We start from the raw sequence: 17,905 nt of genomic DNA on the forward strand, positions 1-17,905 counted from the left end.
ACAACTATGACGAAAAAGGTACTGATAGTAGAAGACGAATTCATTGTAGCCAGTAATTTGCAGCAGGTATTACAGCGATCAGGCTATGAAGTAATTGGTATTGCGGCTTCTGCACAGGAAGCAGAAGCGCATTTACAGCGGGATAGGCCTGATATTGTATTACTTGATATCCGTTTACAGGGAGAACGTTCTGGTATTGATATTGCCAGGAAATTAAAATCTGAGCATATTGCGTTTGTCTACTTGTCGGCCAATTCAAACCAGAAAATATTGGAAGAGGCAAAGATGACCTATCCTGACGGATTTCTGGTGAAGCCATACAGAAAGAAAGACTTGCTGATTATGCTGGATATTGCCTGGTATCGTCATGCGCATAGTCTTGAAACAAAAAACAACCAGGAAATACTTGTACCGAAACAGATAACGAAAATAATTAATGACAGTACGGATAGCCAGCAAAAGTTGCTGAAGATCGCGGAGATCATGCAAACCTGTGTACCGTTCGATCTTATCACATCCGGACTAAGACCTCTTAATACTGCCCAACTCAACGACAAAGGATATCTGCGTGTTGGATTCGACGAATACCAGTTTATTGGTGAGAAAGAGCTACTTACAATTACGAATCTGAAGAGAACAGCGCTATCCGTAATTCTTGCAAACAGCCATCTGGACATAAATACGAACATTTACAACAATGACCCTGCCAATGAAAAACCGAATGTACCATCTCTGCAAAAAACATTGATTGATACGTTTAATATTCAATCCTATCTCGTATTTCCGGTTGTGCTGAGCAATGGACTCTCCTTTCATTACTTCTTTTACAGTCGTCAAAAAGATATTTACACGAATGCGCACATATCCTTACTGGACAATTTGAGAACGAGTCTGGCGGCGTTAGCTGAAAAAATGATCTACGGAGAACATCTGCCCGTTTCAAAACATACGCCTATTCATTATGAAAGAAAGTTACAGGGGAACACACTGAATTACCCCGAATTCCGGAGTATCATTGGGAACCATCACCTGCTGCTGGGGGCACTGGACCTTGCTGCACAGGTGGCGTTTTATAATACATCGGTATTAATCCTTGGCGAAAGTGGAACCGGGAAAGAAAAGCTGGCACAAGCTATTCATTTATTGTCGCCACGAAAAAATGCTCCCTTTATTACCGTAAACTGCGCGGCCATTCCGGTTGCGCTTATAGAGTCGGAATTATTTGGTCATGAAAAAGGCGCATTTACCGGCGCCATTGAGAAAAGAAAAGGTAAATTCGAACAGGCTGATGGTGGAACTATTTTCTTAGATGAGATCGGAGAACTTTCTCCGGAGATGCAGGTAAAAATTTTGCGTTTCTTACAGGAAAAGGAAATTCAATGTATTGGCGGCGACTCGCTTACAAAAGTAAATGTGCGCGTAATAGCCGCTACCAACCGTAACCTTGAGAGAGAGGTAGCTGCCGAAAATTTCCGGCTTGATCTGTATTACCGCATTAATGTTTTCCCTATTACACTACCGTCATTGCGGGAACGTAGAAGTGATATCAAAGAATTGTCCATTTATTTTGCAGAAAAATTCTGTAGTGAATTTAATAAGCCCTTTCACGGCATTTTCGCTTCCATGATGGAAGAAATGATTGCTTATGACTGGCCGGGTAACATCCGGGAACTCGAGAATGTTATAGAACAGTCAGCCATTCTAAATGATGGCAAATCAAAATTAGAACTGAAACGAACACTTACAGGTAAGGCAGCAATACCTGTCACAACACCAATTAAAACGTTTGAGGATGTGAAAAACATCCAGGCTGAAACAGAGCGGGAATATATCATTTCAGTACTCAAACAGGCAGAAGGCCGCGTCCGCGGAGCCAATGGAGCGGCAGAGCTGATGAATATCAAACCTACTACGCTGGAATCCAAAATGGCAAAGCTGAAAATCAGAAGGGAAGATCTGTAGCACGACTCCGAAAATATCGGAGGCAAAAAAACGATGAACTCCGATATCTTCGGAACTTAACACCATCACTATTACCCGGCCTACCAGGGAAACCCGCTTAAATGATTACTCATCAACACATTGTATATTTAAATTTCAGCTTGACACAATTTGTCCGCAAATGGCATTTTAATGGCTTAAGTGATATCTCACTCACAGTAAATTAAAAAAAACCTTCAGCCATGTTAAATCTGGAATGGTTTAGAACATTTAAGGCAGTTTACGAGACGGGTAACCTGTCTACTGCTGCCCAGACACTATTCATCTCCCAACCCGGCGTAAGCGTCCATCTGAACTCCCTGGAGGCCTATACCGGATACCGCTTGTTTGAACGGGTAACAAAAAAGATGGTCCCTACTGAACGGGGCATCATACTATACAATTGTATAATAGACCCTATCAACAAACTGCAGGAAGCGGAGGAATCCTTCCACAGGAATTCCAGCGTGGAGAAGCCAACGATCAGCGTAGGTATGGGATTTGAAATCTTCAAATACACGCTTGAAGAGCATCTTGCACAACTACCTTTCAATCTCGTCTTACGGTTTGGGGAGTATCGTCAGATTCTGCAGGAACTTGACACAGGGAAGCTTGACCTGGTATTGACGCCCAAAAAGGGTAGCGGAACAAACCTGGAATATATTCCGTTTACAAAAGAGCGTATCATTCTGATTTGTGGCAGTGAAACAGACACTGAACAATTTGATACCCTGGTCCTGACCAACGAAAGAACTGCGATCAGGCAATGGCTGAAAGAGCAGATATGGTACACCACTGCAGCCGACATGGAATATCTTGAGCATTTCTGGATGGCCAATTTTGATTGCCTGCCGGATCTTAAACCCAACTATATAGTACCTTATTTCTCTTCCATACTGCGTTGCCTCAGTAAAGGGAAAGGTTTCGCAGTAATACCGGATTTCCTGGCCAAAAAAGAACTTGCGCTTAAATCGGTTAAACTCGCCTGGGAAGGAAGTCCTCACGTAGAAAATACCCTCCACTTCGGCAAACGGAAAAAAACGATCTACTCCAATGAGATCCGGCAGCTGGAACAAATATTGACCGAGAACTGGTTCTGAGCAACACAACAAAGAGAAATTATATATCTGTAATTTCAACTACACACAACTTTAGAACAACTTTATTACATCGTTTTGTTAACACCCGTATATTGCATACTTAAACACCCTCTTCATGCGCTTCCTCCTGTTCCTTTTCATCATCTTCGCAGTCGTTCCGGCGACGGCCCAGGAGTTCAGCCCTCAACAGGCCGATTCACTCAAACAGGAGTTGGCCACAACCAGCGACGCCCACACACAGGTCAAAACACTCATACACCTGGCAGAATACCACATCTGGAAAAAGGGTGAACTGGCCATAAACCTGGACAGTGCCAATAACTGTTTGATCAGGGCCGAACGGCTAAACAGGACCGTACGATCAACAGAACTGGCAGGCCATCATCTGCTCATGAAAGGTTTTATGCTTACCGAACAGGGAAAACGCAGGGAAGGAGAGGAGGCTGTAGCCCAGTCTATTCCCTTCCTGCAAAAAAGTAATAGTCAACGGCTGCTTGGTCTGGCTTATTTCGAGCTCCAGGCCTTTTATGATTATTCAGATGTCACTCAATGCAGGGAACGTATCCGGATCACCGGCCTTGCGGTAGAAGCCTTTCATCTGGCAGGAGATAAAGCGCTGGAAGGATGGGCCCTCACCACGCTGGGGGACCTCTATAGTATACTGGAAGAATATGCAATGTCCAATAAATATCTCCTGCAGGCTTTAACTGTATATCAGTCCATCGGACATCAGAAAGTACAGGATGTGTATGAACTGCTCGGCAGAAACTGTAACAACCAGGGAGATTACAAACATGCCTTCGAATATGCATTGCTGGCACTGAAAGCAGCACAGGCTACCAAAGATTCTACCATGCAGATGGCTACCATCAACAACCTGCTTGGCTCGCTGTACCGGAATGCCAGCAGGTCAGAGATGAGCCTGACCTATTATCATGAAGGCCTGAACGTCGCCTTAAAGCACAAAGATGGTCCGAATGCGCTGCTGATCGTGTATGTATTAGGCCGTACCTACCTTGACATTCACCAGCCCTATAAAGCACTCGAAATTTTAGATGCCATTCCCAGGGGCTTACTTGACTCTTCCAATGCCAGGGTCAAGGCTATAATGGGGATGCTTTACATGGACGGATACTATGCCGTCAAACAACCTAAAAAAGCGCACCAATACGCAGTAATCCTGGAGAAGCTGATTCAGGATAACGCACTGACCCCAGAGTGGACCAACCGTGTCTGCATCACACTGGTCAGATATCATCTGAACGAACAGAACATCGCCAGCGCACGACTGTATCTCGATAAATGTATGACAGTATCATTGCTGCCAACCTCTCCTGAATGGGTTACCCGATATGATATCAGTTACAGGGTTGACTCGGCTGAAGGAAACTATAAAGCTGCATTTTACAATTTGCTCAAATACAAAACCCAGGACGATTTACTACACAATGATGTCAAGACACGGCAATTCCAGCAACTGGATGTAGAATACGAAACTTCCAAGAAAGTGGATTCCATCTCTTTACTCACCCAAAAGACCAGACTTCAGGGTATTAACCTTCAACAGGCACAACTGATCCGCAACATCACCATGATTGGTATCGTACTCGCACTGGCGGTCATAGGTCTGCTCTACCGGCAGTATCATCTAAAACAGCGCAACAATAAAACAATGGCTGTCAAAAACGCACACCTGGAACACCTTGTCTCAGAAAAAGAGTGGTTGCTGCAGGAAGTCAATCATCGCGTGAAAAATAACCTGCAGACCATCGTAAGCCTCCTCGAATTACAATCCGATTCCCTCAGCGGTGATGCCCATCTTGCATTGCAGATCAGTCAGAATCGTATATACGCTACATCTCTGCTTTACCAAAAATTATACAGAACAGAGAACGTGTCCTCCGTCAATATGAAAGTGTATATCACCGAACTTGTCCGGCACCTTGAGGATGCACTTGGCACCAGTACATTCGTGAAGGTCACATTGGATATAGCACCAATTGAACTCGATGTTTCGCAGGGCGTGCCCCTCGGACTGATGGTGAATGAATTAATTACGAACTCATTTAAGTATGCATTCAATCAGACCATTGCCCGTCCGGAAATCGTTGTTACCTTTTCCATTGAACAGGGTGTCGCCAGCCTGATCATCAAAGACAATGGAACCGGCTTTCCGGATGCTGACGAAAACAATTTTGGGATCGGTTTAAGACTGGTAAAAGGACTGGCAGAAAATATAAAAGGGAAGGCAACCATCATATCAGACAAGGGGACCTTTGTACAGATCCTTTTTCCACCACAGGGCTCCCTCACATCAGAAATGCAAAACGGCACCCCATTGGGGATACTCAACCTTTAATCCGGATACTTTCTACTATAATTTCCTGGAGAATCATCACCGGTTCAGCCACATCTTCAATGAATTCGCTCTGCTTTTACTGACAACAATCCCTCCAGCTACTTCAGGCTTAACATACACCTTTAGTTTACCGTTAAAATAATTATGTACTGTTTTCACCGCCGGAAATGCTGTGATATACTGTCTGTTGAGACGGAAAAAGAGCTGTGGATCCAACATTTTGTCCAGTTCATCAAACGTATAATCCAGCATATATCTCTTCCCCTCAGTTGTATAGAGGAAAGACAATTTATCCTCTACACTGAAAAATGCCACATCAGTAACAGAAAGAGGAATAAACTTATCCCCCTGTTTGATCAGGAAACGCGTTTTATAAGCCGGCTGCACCTCCCGGTCTCTCATCGGACTAATCAGCAATGACTCCAGTACTGCCTTCAGGTCTTCCGTTCGTGGCGACAAGGAACGGAATTTCTTCATAGCCGCTTTTAGCAACTCAGGCTCAACCGGCTTCAGTAAATAATCTATACTGTTGACTTTAAATGCCCGGATAGCAAATTCATCGAAGGCCGTTGTAAATATTACAGGCGTCCGGACCTCCGTCTGTTCAAAGATCTCAAAGGACTGACCATCGGCCAGCATAATATCCATAAAGATGAGATCAGGTGGTGAATTATTCTCCAGCCAGTAAACAGCATCCTCAACACTATCGATAACATCAAGCACCTGGATGTCGGGATCATATTCGAGGATCACTGTCTTTAGTCTCTTTGCCGCCAGGGCCTCGTCTTCAATTATCAGTACTCTCATAGGCCTTCGTTCGAAAAGATCAGTGGAAGTGATACACGGAATTCTGTCGGTGTGACGGTCACATCAACCTGTTTGCCATTGAGCAGCTCGTAGCGGTTGATGATATTTTTAAGTCCGGTATTCGTAGATTCTACTCCGGAGGTTTTCCGCTGGAGATTATTGCTGACAATAATAAAGTTCTTATTTACCGCAATCAGAATAGTTAAAGGTTTACGACTGGATATGATGTTATGCTTAATCGCATTTTCCACCAGCATCTGTAAAGTAAATGGTATCAGTGACAGATGATCCAGCTTATCCGGAAGCTGAAACCTGACGATCAGATTTGAATTGAAACGTATCTGATGCAAAAAGAGATAATCATCCAAAAAGTTCTTTTCAGTCTGCAGGTCAATAACATCCCTGCCATTATAACTAAGCACATGCCGGTAAACATTGGATAGCTTCTGTATAAAAAGTACAGCAAGCTGTGGATCTTCCGGTACCATCGTAATAAGCGCATTCAGGCTGTTGAAAAGGAAGTGAGGGCTGATCTGACTCCTCAGTAATTCTACCTGAGAGATCAATGCTTCTTTTTTTAAACGTTCAGACTCCAGCTGACTTTTTTCATACAGTCCGAAATAGTAAACGCATTCGTAGACAACGGTGACCACTCCCAGCAATACTGCGCTCTTTCTGAGAATTTCCAGATACTCGCTCCAGAAATTTTCATGGCTGTTCTGTGGAAGACGTACATTGATCATGGTAAAGATCAGCCCAGCGAACATCATATAAACGATAAATAGTAACAGATGATGCAGGATACGCTTTGATGTATCTTTCAGATCCGGATATCTGTTCCGCATATAGGTAAACAACATACGGTTGCTTTCCCAATAGCAGAGTACAAAAAAAGCGTTCCGGAATAACTTAAAAACCAGCATTTCTGTACTAAGCCGGTCCGGACCTGAATCATCCATCAAAATCAGCAGGACGACAATTGTCGGCACGCCAATAATGCGGATCCACTTATCTTTTATAATTGTTTTATCCATATCAATCAGCTTCCTATACGTAACACGTTAAAGGGAAAAGCAGTTCACCTGCATCATGCGTGTTCATAAAATTAATTTTTATTCTTCTGTTTTAATCATAGGCCGCTTACTTCAATTCCACTGTAGGCAACACAACGGATAGTGATGCGCCAAAATAACCCGTTGCAACCTTTGCAGATGCTGCGTTTATATTGATCACGTTCGTTGGTACATTTGCCGGAACCGGGGCAAACAGCCCTCCATTATCAACCTGTGTTTTCAGTTGATTCCAAAAATCGTATGCCTCCGGATCAAGCGACCATTGTTCCACCGTAATAAGATCGCCACTTTTATATCCTGTAAAAGAATTCATCTCCAGTCCCTGAACATAGTTTCCTTCCACATTGTCATCGTTATAAATATTGAGGTCATCCGGCAAATTTTGCAGTATCCCATTCCGCTTGATCAGAATACGGAGGGCATCCCCTTTTCCGGTTAATTCCTGTCCCCAGATCTTAACACGATAACCAACACTATCGTGGTCGCCTCCTTCGGGATAGTATTTGAAAGTAAGCGAATCAATAACCGGCGACAAGCGGGAAACGGAGGTTGTTGCCCTATATGTTTCTCCTTCAGCCTGAATGGTAAGTGTGTATTTGTGGCCGGAAGTGGCCCTGATCTGTTTGATAACAAACACCCCCGGTGCTATTTCTTCCAGCTGTTCTGTGTGCTGATGATCATCCAGGAGCAGGATACCAGCCCCTGTAACCGGCGGAGCACTGCGCTGGTCAAAGAAATCAATGGTTTTGGTAAGCCTGATCGTATCCCCGGCTTCCCGGTTGGTGATCCAGCCATCAACGTTGAGTACAGGCGTACCGGAGCGAAGCGGAACGCTCTGTAAACTTTTTTCACAGGCACTTAACAACAACATTAAAAACGCAAATAACAGAATGATATCTTTTCTCATGATGCCAGGAGGTTTGGTAAACTAAAAGTTGAAATTCCAGGTAACGCCGGGGATAATAGAGCCGATGACTGACAACTGATTCGCAATTGTTTTGTTCGGGTTAGCATTATCCTGCTTAAAGTATAGAGCATACACATTCTTGCGGTTCAGCACATTGTACAGAGAAAACACCCAGTTACTGCTGAACCGGCTGCCCGCGCGATGCCGGACGAATAAGGTAGCAGAAAGGTCAAGCCGGCTATAAGGACTATACCGGTAATTATTACGTAGATCCCCGTTATTGTAGGGAACGATAATCCCCTGAAACTCGCTGCGGCCGGAAGGGAAAGTGGCCGCCACGCCAGTCTGATAGACATAATTAGAAGAAAATGTCCATTTGGTGCTATAGTTATATACGACAACCATATTCAGATTATGGGTACGGTCATACTTAGCATTATACCAGTCCCCATTATTGACACCATTGATCTGGCGCTCTGTTTTACTCAGCGTATAGCTGACAAAGCCGTTCAGCTTACCCGTATTTTTCTTCAGGTAAAGCTCCAGTCCATATGAGCGCCCTTTTCCATAAACAAGGTCCTTCTCAATATCCGGATTGCCGATCGGCTCTGTCCCGTTGATCACGTCAACCTGATTACTCATCGTCTTGTAGTATGCTTCTGCTGACAGTTCATAGCTACGCTTTGTCATAAAATAACCCAGTGAGAACTGGTCGGCAAGTTCCGGCCGGATGTTGTTGGTTGAAGTCATCCAGGCGTCGAGTGGCGTAGATGCCGTGGTAGCAGAGATCAGGTGTACATACTGCGCCATCCGGTTATAGCCAGCCTTTATCGAACTACTCTCTGATAGCAAATATCTGAGGGATACCCGCGGTTCAACATTTCCATAGTTTTTTATAGCCGCTCCTTTTTTAAATTCCGTTGTCAGCACAGGGAACAGTTCTTTGCCCGGTACACCACCATATGTATATACAGGCCCATTTTGTGCCGCTACAGCGCCGAAATAAGACAACCGGACACCGTACTGGGCAGATAACTTATCGCTGAATTTATGGGTATTATTCAGGTAAAAACCGAGTTCGTTACCCGCCTGTCTTGCCGACGCCGTAGTATTGAAGACCGAACTGTCCGTTAGTGGCGTCTGTACACCAGGATTAACATCATACCGGATAGCGGATAATCCGAAAGCCAGATCAATCGCGTCATTCCTCCGGTAATGCCAGTCGGTTTTTAATGTATACTGTTTGATGTACTGTTTACTCATCAGAGATTGCGGCTCCTGTAGTACACCAAGATTACTTCTGTACTGGCTAAATAATACAGTGGTCTTTGCAGAAAAACCCGTTGAAAACTCATGAAGGTAGGTTACCGCGGCATTTGCATTATCATAGCCTATTGTAAAATCTTTCTGTAACCCCAGTTTGTCGTTCCCATAGTACCCGGCGATGCTGATGTGATCTTTTGTACTCAGCTGATAATCCATCTTGCCGTTAAAGTCCTGAAAATAGGCAACGGTTGATTTGAGATTTTCGTCGGACGAAAGTTTGAGGAACTGATCGGCATAGGTCCGGCGGGCCGCAATGAAGACAGACCCTTTATTATGCAGAATAGGGAATCCTGCGGACAACCTTGCTGATACGGATCCGATGCCTCCGGAAACCCGAAGAGAATCAGGGCTGCCGCTTTTAAGCCTGATATCCATCACTGAAGATAATCTCCCCCCGTAGTCGGGTGTTATGCCTCCTTTTATCAACTTTACATCCTGTACTACCTCCGGGTTAAACACGGAGAACAACCCAAACAGGTGCGACGTATTAAAAACAGGGGCACCATCCATCAACACCAGATTCTGATCAACATTGCCACCACGGACGTTAAAACCGCTCGATCCTTCCCCTACCGAACTCACTCCCGGCAACGACAGTACACTACGCACCACATCTACTTCTCCCAGCAACGCAGGCATCTTCCGGAGCGTAGCCAGATTGATAGATTGCACCCCCATTTCCAGATTTTTAACCGGGTTAGTCTTGTTTTGGCCCCTGACTACAACCTCCTGCAGCCCTGTGCCACCATTCCGCATCACCACCTTAAACTCGCCATCAGCAGGGACGTTTATACTTTGGCTAACAGATTGAAATCCAATGTATGTAAGAGAAAGAATATAGCTTCCTTTAGGAAGGCGGAATTCAAAATGCCCCTCCCCATCCGTAGAACCGCCCGAAATGGTTTTCGATATGTTATCTGCTGCGGCTACGCGAACCGTCACACCGATGAGACTTTGACCAGATGTGTCCCGTACTGTAACGGGCAATCGATAGTATCTTTCCTGGGCAAATAGTTGCTGGCCTGGAAACCCCAGAAACAGGAGCAGTACCAGGATGTTTTTTTGCTTCATGAATTGTTTATTGACCATGCAAAGAAGCAATACTGCGCTCCATTTTCCTTGTTAAATGGGTCCGAAGCGTCCTGATACAATGATGAAACGTATGAAAATGTAACCGAAGCTCTGATAGTGACGTTAGTACCTTAGTTAGTCTTTAGTTCTTCTGCGTTAGTGCTACGTTCATGAACGTAGCACTAACGCAGAAGAACTAAGATGAAATCATATATTTATACTACCCAAAAAATTCACTACGCATAATGGATAGTAAGTGACCCTTTATCTTTGATAAAGCCAAGACAAAACACATAGTTTATGAGGACCATTACACACTGCTTACCCACACCCACCTTAAAACGAAACGCTTTCTAACACTTTCTTGACCGGATCACCCCCTCAGTGAGTCCCTATCTCTAATCGTCAGGTTAGCAGGTAGTTACCGGCGTCCATACAATACGGTAGCCTACCTGGATAGTACTCCCTGTTATATATACCGATATCACCTTATCCACAACTAAATGCATTAGAAGACTATGAGAGGACAACAATCACTTTTTGACAATTATATTGAGAAACCCGTCAAGAAAACGACAAGAAAAGGACGTTCATCTGATATGATAGCCCTCAGGGATGAATGTCTGTTACACAGGTATTATTATCATATCAAATTACAGGGCAAACGCTACGATATCGCTATTCAGGAATTGTCCACAGAATTCTGGATCAAGAACAGCAATATCATCTATCGTTTACAATGTAATAGCGAGAGACTGGAACAGATCATGAAGCTGGAACAACCAGACCTCAAACAATTAAAATTATTGTATCCCTGGTGGGCCTGGTAAGCATAAAAAAAAACCGCTGCAATTGCAGCGGTTTTTTTTTATGATTCTGATGATCACTTCTTTCTGATGAAAATACGACCTAAAGTGCCTTCAAATCCGGCATAAGTGGACTCATAATCCGTTCGCACACTGATGATTTCGCCGTCCCTGTTGACCGCCATATAAACATCTTCAGGCTTTTTAGCCTTTACTTTTTTATCATAAAGATTTGCATACAATTCTATGATATCAGGAATACTTCCTGTAATACTCACTTCATATATGGCATCCGCCTTTGTATCCTCATCTTTGTTAAATTCTATGATAATACGTCTGGCATCACTATCAGGCCCTTTCAGGGACACCTGCATTCTCGACCGGTTATTATTTGTATTTGCACTATCCGGCGCATTCAGGTGCATGGTCTGCGCAATAGTGCCGGCAAATGCATATGCCTCTGAAAATGGTTTTCCCAGGACCTTTAACTGTTGTGCGTTAGAACGGGAAGAAATAAAACAGGATGCAAGGAGCATCAGTGTACAGCAGGTTTTCAATATAAAACGTTTCATAGTTGAACTGGTTTGGCTAACAGATTATAAGATCTAAATATAGATAAATAAAATCAGAACGCATCAAATCCTATCCTTCCCGTTAGCCAAACAATCCTCCCTTATCAGGATAATAATTCCAGTGGTGGTTTTTCAATTTCACTGGTTACCGGCGGCAGGGGACTTTCATGAAAATTCAGACTATAAGTAAGTACCCGCACACGAAATGTATCATCTCTGTCTTCTGTGCTGACACTGATACGGGTCAACGGTGCGATCGTACTGTTTGTCCATCCCTGCAGCACCTGATGCAGTTTCAGTTCTGCTTCATAATAATTAAGCGCAGCAGACGTATCCAGGAACGTGGATCCGTTTGAACTGGTGACCGGAAACACCAATCTGCATTGCAATTCGCCGGATGCGGCCTGTATAGAACCCGTCAGTTCTGAATAAGTCAAATTGGTAAAATCAAGAAATACACAGGGCCATACAGAAGGATTACCATTGTAGTTTTCTGTCTGTGAAAGTTCCGGATATACACCTTTAATTAAAGGAACACCGGACCCAATACGTGCTTCCAAAGTAAGGAAGAGATTCGAAAATAAACTATCCATTTTAATTGTTTGAGGTTATCAATTTTTTTGTTGGTTAACTGATGTAAAGGTCGGTGCAATACGCATCTTTTCCGCTTGCAATTTTAATGATTGAACAGCGATTGAATTATCATTATACAATAAAAGAATAAGCATTATTTCCTGATTTTTTCAACGTCCGTTAATGTCGTTCCTTTGTATTGTAATCGCTTGCTGACAGTAAGTAAAACCCTAAAAAAGAACTGTTTCGAAGAAAAAAAACATAGTGATCGGGCAGTGATAATGTTAACCTCAGATGTTACTATTAAATGCAATCATACATGCAGATCCTGAGCAGACCGTCTTACAGCGGATCGGAGACCAGGCATTCTCAGTCGTCGTCCTCGTAGGCATAGCATGGATACTATGGAAACGCCAGATAAAACTGGAAGACCGTTTAACACAGTACCTCGATGACGATCGCGAAAAAATGCTGGGCGTGATAGAGAACAACACGAAAGTGATGGAGCGGCTGGAAGACGCGCTGAACAGGAGTAATCCCCGATAGCGAAATGCGTAAAATAGATTTTATTGTTATCCATTGTACTGCAACCCCTCAGGACACACGTCCTGAAAGCATCCAGCACTATTGGAAAGAATATCTCAAATGGAAAAGTCCCGGTTATCATTACCTGATTGAAGCATCAGGCAATGTAATACAACTGGCAACAGAAGATCGTATCTGTAACGGCGTAGCAGGATATAATGCGAATAGCATCCACGTCAGTTATATCGGCGGAGTAGATGCTGATAACAGGCCATCAGATAACAGAACGATCGCACAAAAAGACGCAATGAGAACATTGGTCACGCTATTGAAGCAACAGTATCCGCAAGCGCGGATCCAGGGCCACCGGGACTTTCCATTTGTTAAAAAAGCATGTCCATCATTTGATGCACGTGAAGCATTCAGCGATTTATAAAAAACATACCTATGGCATTTTGCAGAAAAACCGGCTCAAAGATCAAACAGGCATTACAACAATTTGATGCATTCATTGAACGTCATGCTGAAGAAGCATTACGCGTCACAAAAACCATCAAATCATTATTGGAAAGTCCGCTGGTCAACTTACTGGAAGCAATCATTCCGGGAGACGCTGACACAATTTTCAAGAACAAAGTATTACAGGCGCTGGAAACAGGCATTGATACACTGAACATCGTAAATACCTGCCGGCAGGAGCCAAACCTTGAAGCAAAACTTGTATGCTTCGTAAAAGCACTCAAAGAAGTATCACCTGACCTACAGGACGCAGTACTTCAGAAATTACAAAGCATTCTTTTGCGCGAGCTGGATGGCAATACCAGGAAGCAGAATATTTACGACCTGTTTAGTCAGGCCGCTTACAGCAACAGTAAATAGCAATTCAAATCAATTACAATGACCAAAAAAAGTAAGAAATGGCATTACCAAAAGTAGCAATTACATTAGGAAACGGCAATCTGGGAGCAAGCGCTGCAACCGATGATGGTGTAGCAGGACTGGTACTGACCGGCGTAGCAACCGCTGGCCTTCCACTGGGTACACCAAAAGTGATCTTCAGTCTGAGTGAAGCACAGGACCTCGGCATTCTCGCAACAGGCAGCAACGCCAGCGCACACCGCCACATCAGGGAATTTTATGACATCGCAGGAGAAGGCGCTGAACTGTATATCATGACTGTCGCAGACACAGTTACGCTTACACAAATGGCTGACCTGACAAACGCCACAGGCGCTGCAAAACTGCTGGACGCAGCACAGGGTCGCATCAGATTATTAGGTCTTACCCGTACCCCTGCAGGTTCCTACATTCCAGGACTGACAGACGGTCTGGATAAAGACAGTCTGGATGCCATATCCAAAGCACAGCAACTGGCACTGGCCTATGCCGCACAGTACAAACCTGTACGTGTACTGATCGAAGGACGTAAACTGGATACTACCAATCTCGCTACACTGAAAGATCTGCGTACCTACACCGCTAACCATGCAGGTATTGTTATCGGCAGCACCACCAATGATGGTAGCGCTTCTGTAGGATTAGTACTCGGACGTGCAGCATCTATTCCTGTACAGCGTAACCTGGGCCGTGTTAAAGACGGCGCATTACCAATCCTGTCCGCTTACGTAAACACTGCAAAAGCAGAAGATCTGACATCCGGCGATCTGCTGCATGACAAAGGTTACATCTTCCTGCGCACATTCGTTGGCCGCTCTGGTTATTATCTGAATGATGACCCGATGTGTGCTCCTGTTACAGACGACTACAGTCAGCTGGCATTAGGCAGGGTAATAGACAAAGCCACTATCGTCGCTTATCAGACCTATGTAGAAGAACTGAACGACGAGATCACTATCGACGAAAGCGGTAAGATCAGCGTACCTGTTATCAAGTACCTGCAAAACAAAATCGAGTCAGCAGTAAACCTGGCAATGGTAGATGAGATCAGTTCCTTCAGCGCATACATTGACGCTAGTCAGAACGTACTCAGCACCGGCAAGCTCACTGTTAAAGCTGCTATTGTACCGATGGGATATACTAAAACAATTGAAGTATTACTCGGTTTTACCAATCCTGCTCTCCAGTAAACCTGTTATTCACTAAAAAAAAGAACCAATATGATTTTTGACAACAAAGAATGTACCTGGGCCAACATGAAAGTAGTAGTGCTCGGTAAAGAATTAACAGGCATCCGTGGCATCAAATACAAACTGATGCAGGAAAAAGAACATTTGCATGGCGCAGGTGATGAGCCGATCGGTATTCAACGTGGTAAACGCACTTATGAAGGCGAAATCAAACTGCTGAAATTTGAATACGATGTACTGGCTGATGCCGTAAGACTTGCCGGTGGCAGAGATCTGCTGGACCTTACAGCTGACATCATCGTTACTTATGTAAAAGATGGTCTGTCTGTTCCACGTACTGATATCATCCGCGGTTTCCAGTTCAAAGAATTTGAAAAAGGATGGGAACAAGGCGCAAAATTCATGGAGATCACCATGCCGATCGTTTTCATGGGACTGCAACAGAACGTATAATAACATAGCACGATCACCTTATTTTAAATAAATACCTATACACTTAACAGATTATGACAGTAGAAAAACCGGTAGCAATTACCAAAGAACATATTGAAGCCTGGAAGCAGAAATACAAAGATGTATTCAAGCTGACAGCTGCTGATGGAAAAACAGGTTATTGCAGAAAACCCAACAGAGATGAAGTAAGCTATGCCATGACCCTGATCGCAGGCGATCCGCTGGCGTATCATGAAACCATCCTGAAAGCAACCTGGCTGGGCGGAGACGATGAAATACTCAATGATAAGTCTTACCTGTACGGCCTGGGCGCGCAACTGGATAAACTGCTGGAAGCGAAGAAGGTTGAAGTGGAAAAGCTCTAAGCGAGGCGTCCGGCGAATTTGATAAAAACCCGCTCGGGTATATTCAAACGCTGTTCGAATATTATCTGCCCCAGGTTGACACCTCGCAGCTGACAGATGCTCAGTGGGCAGAAAAATTTGCACAACTGCACGACATCCGGCAGCGGGAGCTAAAAGGATTGCCATTACTCTCAAGGTAGAGATCGTGCTAAAAAAAATAAAAAATGGCAGAAACAACAAGTGATGAGTATTATCAGATAAGCAGGGCCGCCGACCTTGCTTTGAGCAAAGTATCCATCTTCCAGAGAACCGTGATGTCAAACAATAATACCCTGAGTTCGTCTTTAAGCGAACTCAGGGAAAACATCACGCAGATCGAAATAACCAGCGCCAGAGCCTCTTCATCCGCATCTGCTCAGATTGGGAAAAAGACCAAAGAAGAAAAGAAAGATGATAAAGACAAAGGCGAAGAATTCGAGGTAGATGGTATCATCAAAGGTGGAACAGCCATGCTCAAAATGGCGATGGACCTGCAACAGACACAGGTGGCCTTTCAACAATTCACCGGCAGCGCTACCACTGCAAAAGCACTGATAGGTAGCCTGCAGGAAATGGGAGTCGCTACTCCCTTCAGCAGCAGTGACCTGATGAAAAACGCAGAAGCATTGCTGGCATCGGGTACCGCAGCAGCCAACGTCGTTCCTACATTGAGCCTCTTAGGTGATGCAAGCCGCGGTAACAAGGAAAAGCTCGACTCGCTGACTGCCGCCTTTAGTCAGGTGCAGACAGACGGTAAGCTGACTTCTGATACGATGGCTGAACTTGTAAAAGCAGGATTCAATCCACTGGAAGAAATATCCAGAACCTCAGGCATATCAATGACCAGATTACAAAGAGACCTGGATGCCGGAAAGATCTCAACCGATCAGCTGACAAACTCTCTCATCTCAGCAACAGGCCCCGGCGGACAATTCTTTGGCGCTATGCAGGCTCAAAGTGAAACAGCAGCCGGAAGATGGCAGGCCTTCACAGAACGCCTCGAAAACGCAGGAACGACGCTGGGCACTGCGCTACTACCAGTTGCGACGGACTTTGTCAACAATGCGCTCATGCCAATGGCCGCGTTCCTTGAAACAACCGCCAACTGGATAGCAGAACATTCATCACTGGTGGGATTCCTCGCCGTAGTGATCGGTGGCGCCCTACTCGGTTATAAACTTTGGGCAATAGCACAAGGTGCTGTTAACCTCGTGATGAGCCTCAATCCCGTAGGACTGGTTGTCGCAGGAATTGTCGCACTCGTAGCCGGTGTTATCTATGCCTGGAACACTTTCTCAGGATTCAGAGGAGCAGTCGTTGGCGTTTGGGAATGGTTGAAAGCCTTTGGTTCACTGATCAAAGACTATGTCATAGACAGGATTAAAGGCATGATCAGTGGCATCGCCGGCCTTGGACAGGCCATCATGTATATGTTCAAAGGTGATTGGAGCAAGGCATGGGAAACAGGCAAGAGCGCGGTAAAAGACCTCGTAGGCGTTGACGCAAAAAAACATGCTGCTGAAAATGCCGGAAAACTTGGTTCCGCTTTCTCCAAAGGATTTGATGACGGCGTAAAAATGAAGCCAATATCCCTGAAGAGCCTTATGCCTGCTACCGCTCCGACAACCAGGATGAAACCCACGGGAGACTACGGTTCACTCGGTAAAACACCAGAACAAACAGGTGGCTTAGGCAATACCAAAGAAAAAGTCGATGGTATCACAAGTGGTGGAGCCCGTAATATCATTATCAATCTGCAAAAGCTTTTTGATAATATAAACATTAGCTCAACAACTGTACAGGAAGGCGTCAATGATATGGAGCAAATAGTAACAGAAGCTTTGCTCCGCGTTTTAAATAGTGCTAACGTATTACCAGTTTAA

17 protein-coding genes are annotated in these 17,905 nt (G+C 44.5%); 11 read left to right on the forward strand and 6 right to left on the reverse strand.

Annotated features, from left to right (window positions below):
- Positions 1–6: 6 nt before the first annotated feature.
- From BMZ72_RS24240 to BMZ72_RS24250, 3 genes are all read left to right on the forward strand, one after another.
- Positions 7–1,962: a sigma 54-interacting response regulator gene (locus tag BMZ72_RS24240; protein ID WP_089812265.1), complete on the forward strand. Its 1,956-nt coding sequence runs from the start codon at positions 7–9 to the stop codon at positions 1,960–1,962.
- A gap of 221 nt (positions 1,963–2,183) precedes the next feature.
- Complete coding sequence (locus tag BMZ72_RS24245) at positions 2,184–3,080, forward strand: LysR family transcriptional regulator (RefSeq protein WP_089812266.1); 897 nt, start codon at positions 2,184–2,186, stop codon at positions 3,078–3,080.
- A 115-nt stretch (positions 3,081–3,195) separates the two neighbouring features.
- Complete coding sequence (locus BMZ72_RS24250) at positions 3,196–5,439, forward strand: sensor histidine kinase (protein WP_089812267.1); 2,244 nt, start codon at positions 3,196–3,198, stop codon at positions 5,437–5,439.
- A gap of 36 nt (positions 5,440–5,475) precedes the next feature.
- On the opposite strand, the gene BMZ72_RS24255 is transcribed toward BMZ72_RS24250, so the two are convergent.
- The 4 genes from BMZ72_RS24255 to BMZ72_RS24270 all read right to left on the reverse strand — a co-directional run bounded on the left by BMZ72_RS24255 (position 5,476) and on the right by BMZ72_RS24270 (position 10,623).
- Positions 5,476–6,246 carry a LytR/AlgR family response regulator transcription factor gene (locus BMZ72_RS24255; RefSeq protein WP_089812268.1) on the reverse strand — a complete coding sequence of 257 codons (771 nt, stop codon included), beginning with the start codon at positions 6,244–6,246 and terminating at the stop codon, positions 5,476–5,478.
- Positions 6,243–7,280 carry a sensor histidine kinase gene (locus BMZ72_RS24260; protein ID WP_089812269.1) on the reverse strand — a complete coding sequence of 346 codons (1,038 nt, stop codon included), beginning with the start codon at positions 7,278–7,280 and terminating at the stop codon, positions 6,243–6,245. Before BMZ72_RS24260 ends, BMZ72_RS24255 begins: the two co-directional genes overlap by 4 nt.
- A 106-nt stretch (positions 7,281–7,386) precedes the next feature.
- On the reverse strand, positions 7,387–8,226 hold the full coding sequence (locus BMZ72_RS24265; RefSeq protein WP_089812270.1) for a DUF4249 domain-containing protein: 840 nt from the start codon (positions 8,224–8,226) through the stop codon (positions 7,387–7,389).
- Positions 8,227–8,247: 21 nt separating this feature from the next.
- Positions 8,248–10,623 carry a TonB-dependent receptor gene (locus tag BMZ72_RS24270; RefSeq protein ID WP_177222920.1) on the reverse strand — a complete coding sequence of 792 codons (2,376 nt, stop codon included), beginning with the start codon at positions 10,621–10,623 and terminating at the stop codon, positions 8,248–8,250.
- Between the two features lie 518 nt (positions 10,624–11,141).
- Between BMZ72_RS24270 and BMZ72_RS24275 the strand changes: the two genes are divergently transcribed.
- Positions 11,142–11,453 (forward strand): hypothetical protein, encoded by a 312-nt coding sequence (locus BMZ72_RS24275; RefSeq protein WP_089812272.1) that lies wholly within the window; start codon positions 11,142–11,144, stop codon positions 11,451–11,453.
- A 53-nt stretch (positions 11,454–11,506) separates the two neighbouring features.
- On the opposite strand, the gene BMZ72_RS24280 is transcribed toward BMZ72_RS24275, so the two are convergent.
- Both BMZ72_RS24280 and BMZ72_RS24285 read right to left on the reverse strand, forming a co-directional pair.
- Positions 11,507–12,001 (reverse strand): hypothetical protein, encoded by a 495-nt coding sequence (locus tag BMZ72_RS24280; protein WP_089812273.1) that lies wholly within the window; start codon positions 11,999–12,001, stop codon positions 11,507–11,509.
- 104 nt (positions 12,002–12,105) lie between these two features.
- A complete protein-coding gene (locus BMZ72_RS24285) occupies positions 12,106–12,594 on the reverse strand; it encodes a hypothetical protein (protein ID WP_089812274.1) in 489 nt (162 codons plus the stop codon).
- Between the two features lie 274 nt (positions 12,595–12,868).
- On the opposite strand from BMZ72_RS24285, the gene BMZ72_RS24290 reads away from it, so the two are divergent.
- From BMZ72_RS24290 to BMZ72_RS24320, 7 genes are all read left to right on the forward strand, one after another.
- The gene (locus tag BMZ72_RS24290) at positions 12,869–13,120 is read left to right on the forward strand and encodes a hypothetical protein (RefSeq protein ID WP_089812275.1); all 252 of its coding nucleotides are present in this window, start codon (positions 12,869–12,871) and stop codon (positions 13,118–13,120) included.
- Between the two features lie 4 nt (positions 13,121–13,124).
- On the forward strand, positions 13,125–13,535 hold the full coding sequence (locus BMZ72_RS24295; protein WP_089812276.1) for an N-acetylmuramoyl-L-alanine amidase: 411 nt from the start codon (positions 13,125–13,127) through the stop codon (positions 13,533–13,535).
- A gap of 11 nt (positions 13,536–13,546) precedes the next feature.
- Complete coding sequence (locus BMZ72_RS24300; RefSeq protein ID WP_089812277.1) at positions 13,547–13,978, forward strand: hypothetical protein; 432 nt, start codon at positions 13,547–13,549, stop codon at positions 13,976–13,978.
- Positions 13,979–14,016: 38 nt separating this feature from the next.
- Positions 14,017–15,186: a DUF2586 family protein gene (locus BMZ72_RS24305; RefSeq protein WP_089812278.1), complete on the forward strand. Its 1,170-nt coding sequence runs from the start codon at positions 14,017–14,019 to the stop codon at positions 15,184–15,186.
- Positions 15,187–15,216: 30 nt separating this feature from the next.
- Entirely contained in the window at positions 15,217–15,639 is a 423-nt protein-coding gene (locus BMZ72_RS24310) for a hypothetical protein (RefSeq protein ID WP_012787960.1), read from the forward strand.
- Between the two features lie 53 nt (positions 15,640–15,692).
- On the forward strand, positions 15,693–16,004 hold the full coding sequence (locus tag BMZ72_RS24315; RefSeq protein ID WP_012787961.1) for a hypothetical protein: 312 nt from the start codon (positions 15,693–15,695) through the stop codon (positions 16,002–16,004).
- A 203-nt stretch (positions 16,005–16,207) separates the two neighbouring features.
- Positions 16,208–17,905 carry a tape measure protein gene (locus BMZ72_RS24320; protein WP_089812279.1) on the forward strand — a complete coding sequence of 566 codons (1,698 nt, stop codon included), beginning with the start codon at positions 16,208–16,210 and terminating at the stop codon, positions 17,903–17,905.

Source organism: Chitinophaga sp. YR627, assembly GCF_900114995.1.
In the GTDB taxonomy this organism is placed as follows: Bacteria; Bacteroidota; Bacteroidia; order Chitinophagales; family Chitinophagaceae; genus Chitinophaga.